The organism is Betaproteobacteria bacterium (genome assembly GCA_016791345.1).
Taxonomy (GTDB): Bacteria; Pseudomonadota; Gammaproteobacteria; order Burkholderiales; family JAEUMW01; genus JAEUMW01.
On sequence record JAEUMW010000322.1, the window covers coordinates 1 to 3390 of the forward strand.

Sequence of the window (3390 nt, forward strand, 5' to 3'; positions counted from 1 at the left end):
GCCGCTGCCCGCGCGCTCGACATCACGCCACCTGCCGCCACGATGCGGCTCGCCGCCATCGAGGACCGGCTGGGCATCCGGCTCGTCAACCGCAACACGCGCGGATTGAGCCTCACCAGCGAAGGTGAGATCTATCTGCAGCACGCGACCCGGCTGCTGGCAGAGCTGCGCGAGCTGGACGAGATCGTCGCGAGCGGCGGGCAGACGCCGCGGGGCCTGCTGCGCGTCAACGCACCCCTCGGATTCGGCCGGACCGTGATCGCACCGCTGGTGTCGACCTTCACTGCACGCTACCCGGAGGTCGAGGTGCTGCTGGAAGTCACGGATCGGCCGGTCGATCTGATCGAACTGGGCTTCGACGTCGCAGTGAGGTTCGGGGAACTGCCCGACACGCGCATCAATGCACGCCGCATCATGTCCAACCGGCGCTTTCTGTGCGCATCGCCGGCGTACCTCGAACGGCATGGCGTGCCCCGGACGCTGGAGGATCTTGCTCGCCATCGCTGCATCGTTCACCGCCAGAACGATGACGCTTACGGTGTCTGGCGCTTTTCCCACGAACAGGGAACCGAGGTCGTGAAGGTTCAGGCCGTGCTGTCGAGCAACGACGGCGATATCGTTCTCGGTTGGGCGCTCGACGGGCAGGGGATCGTCATCCGTTCCGAGTGGGACCTGAAGAAGTACCTCGAGAGCGGACGACTGCGGCGGGTGCTCCCGGAGTTCTCCCTGCCCGATGCGGATCTCTTCGTCTATTACCCCAGCAGGCAGAACCTCGCCGCCCGGTCGCGCGCTTTCATCAACTTTCTGGTGGAGCAGCTCGCGACCGGCACGGCGTGAGACCCAGGCTCTTGCTGCGCAGCGCGCGGCCGGGTGGCGCGTGTCAGGAGCGCAGCCTCGCGCCGACGTCGACGTCCGCCTTTTCCTGTTCCGTCGCCTCGAACAGCGGGCGCCGCTGCAGTCCGGCCAGCGCTGCGAGCAGCATGTCGGGAAACTGCTCCATGCGGACGTTGTTGATGTTCACCGCCGCGTTGTAGTACTCGCGCCGGTGCGCGATCTGTTCCTCCAGCGCTGCGATGCGCCGCTGCAGGTCGACGAACACTTCGCTCGCACGCAGTTGCGGATAGCTTTCGGCGACCGCGAGCAGGCGCGCCACGCCGCGGGAAAGTTCGTCCTCCGCGGCGAGACGCTGGGCGTCCGGCAGCGACGTGCCGGCGCGGCTGCGCAGGCTTGTCACCTGTTGCAGCAACTCGCGCTCGTGCGCCACGTAACCCTTGACGGAGTCGATGAGCTTGGGCAGCTCGTCGTGTCGCTGCCGCAGCAGCACGTCGATGTTCGACCACGCCTGATCGACCTGATGCTTGACGCTGACGAGGCCGTTGTAGAGGGAAACGCCATAGGCGGCGATGCCGATCAGAATCAGAATCAGTGCGAAGAGCACGACGGCAACCCACGCCATGGCGACTCCTTCAGAAGAGGTGATAGAGGGTGAAGCACAGCACGCCGATGCCGATGCCGGCCTGCCACAGCGAGCGCTTGCGCAATTCGGCGAGCGCTGCGCGCTCGGGCCGGTCAGAAACCAGGAACGGCCGACCGCTGCGTCCTTTCCAGACGATCACGGCATTGGCCGGAAGCGACGGCGGTGTGGCCGACTCGGCGCGCCGCTGTCGCTCGCCGCCCCTGCCGATGCCGAGCAGCATGTCGAGGAACCCGATGAGCACGGCGACGATGGTGCGCGCGGGCGCCGGGACCACTTCGAGGACGGCGCGCCGCCACTCGCCGATCTGCGCGAGGTACCACATGCGCGCAAGGCCGCCGGCAGGTGCTTCCTCCGGCAGGCGGCTCGCCTCGTCCAGCGTGCCCAGCACGTAGACCGTGCCATTGGCTTCGAGGCGCTGCTCGTGAACCCTGATCTTTCGGTTCGAACTCCACGGAAAACCGAGCGCATCGAGCAGGGCGCGTCCGCTGTCGGGCAGATTGTCCTTGCCGCTCTGCCAGGTGTCCGTGCCGAGCACCAGATCAGCGTCCTTGAGCCAGACCGGAAGCCGTCCGCTGTCGTCCTCGATCTCGATGACATTGATCGTACCGCCGTGCCGCGCCGCCACCTGACGCCACTTGCCGCCGCGGTTTCCATCCTCGTACCACAGCTCGACGGAGACATCCCACCACACGGTCGGACGACCGGTGATCCCGGCGGGAGACGGTGCCGTCGTGACCGCGCGCCCTTCCAGTTCCACCAGACCCACGGCGGCGCTGCTCACCTTCGCCGTCGGCGTGTTCGCCACCGTGATGCCGTCGCGAAGACCCATGAGACCGCGGCGGAACAGCCAGCCGCCGAAGACGAAGCCGGCCGGGATGAGGAGGATCGAAGCGAGCACCGAGAACACCAGGAGCAGGACCACCAGCAGGACGAGAACGGCGATGACGATGCCGGCGACCTTGAACCCGCTCCAGTGCGTGTCCCCTCCGACCTGCTTCGACGCGTCCTGCAACGGCACACGCTCGCCGATCCAGCGGCCCCCCAGTCGCGCGCGTACCGCGGCCACGATGGCGTCGCGCGTCGGGCCCTGCGGCAACGCGCCCATGAACGACCGCTCGCCGCCGCGCCTGATCATCAACCATTCCATCTCGCGCGGAACCCAGCGCGGCAGGTCGGGGGTGCCGCGGCCGCCCATGCCCGACATGGCGGAGGTTCCACCTTCCTGCACCGAATCCCAGGTGAGCACCTGCGGTCCCCCCGCCAGCGGCGTATCGGATTCGTAGCGGAGCGCGTCGTCGGTGATCTCGTAGGAAGAACGCACGTCGCCGATCGGGGTCGGCATCGTGAATGTCCACCGCTGTGGCTCCAAGTTCCTGTCTCCGGGGTCGGACTGCTGCTGGACCGTGCGTCGGGATGCACGCTCCCTGTGCGCGGTGAATGTTGCCACGTCAGGCTTTCGTTGGGCGAGTGTGTCTCCGGGGTCGACGGCGCGCCCTCGCGGTGGCGTTAAGGTTCCGTTCAGCCAGCAGGTCTAGTATCGGAAAACGGAACTCTGAGAGGGAAACCATCATGAAGCCGATTGCGGTGATTGCAGCGGTGGCAGTGGCCGTCCTGGCAAGCAGTGTCGCATCGGCGCAGCCTTACCGCGGCTGGTACCACGGAGGCTATCACGGGGGTTACTACGGCTATTACGGTCCCCGCGTGGGGGTCGTCGTCGGCGCTCCAGTGTGGGGACCGTGGTATTACCCGCCGCCGTACTACTACCCACCGTACCCGCCAGCCGTCGTGGCCGTTCCGAGCACGCCGCCGGTGTACATCGAGAAGAGTCAGCCGGGCGTGTCAACCTCGAGCGCGGCAGGCACGTGGTACTACTGCGCCGAGTCGAAAGGCTACTACCCTTACGTGGATCAATG

At 66.9% G+C, this 3390-nt stretch carries 4 protein-coding genes; 2 read left to right on the forward strand and 2 right to left on the reverse strand.

Annotated elements, in window-relative coordinates:
* The coding region (locus JNK68_12900) for a LysR family transcriptional regulator (protein ID MBL8541252.1) at positions 1–837 on the forward strand (837 nt) is incomplete at its 5' end.
* 43 nt (positions 838–880) lie between these two features.
* Here the strand turns inward: JNK68_12900 and JNK68_12905 are convergent.
* The gene (locus JNK68_12905) at positions 881–1456 is read right to left on the reverse strand and encodes a LemA family protein (protein ID MBL8541253.1); all 576 of its coding nucleotides are present in this window, start codon (positions 1454–1456) and stop codon (positions 881–883) included.
* A 10-nt stretch (positions 1457–1466) separates the two neighbouring features.
* Positions 1467–2819, reverse strand: a complete 1353-nt coding sequence (locus tag JNK68_12910) for a hypothetical protein (GenBank protein ID MBL8541254.1) — start codon at positions 2817–2819, stop codon at positions 1467–1469.
* 227 nt (positions 2820–3046) lie between these two features.
* On the opposite strand from JNK68_12910, the gene JNK68_12915 reads away from it, so the two are divergent.
* Positions 3047–3390, forward strand: a 344-nt coding sequence (locus JNK68_12915) for a hypothetical protein (protein ID MBL8541255.1), incomplete at its 3' end; no start/stop codon positions are given.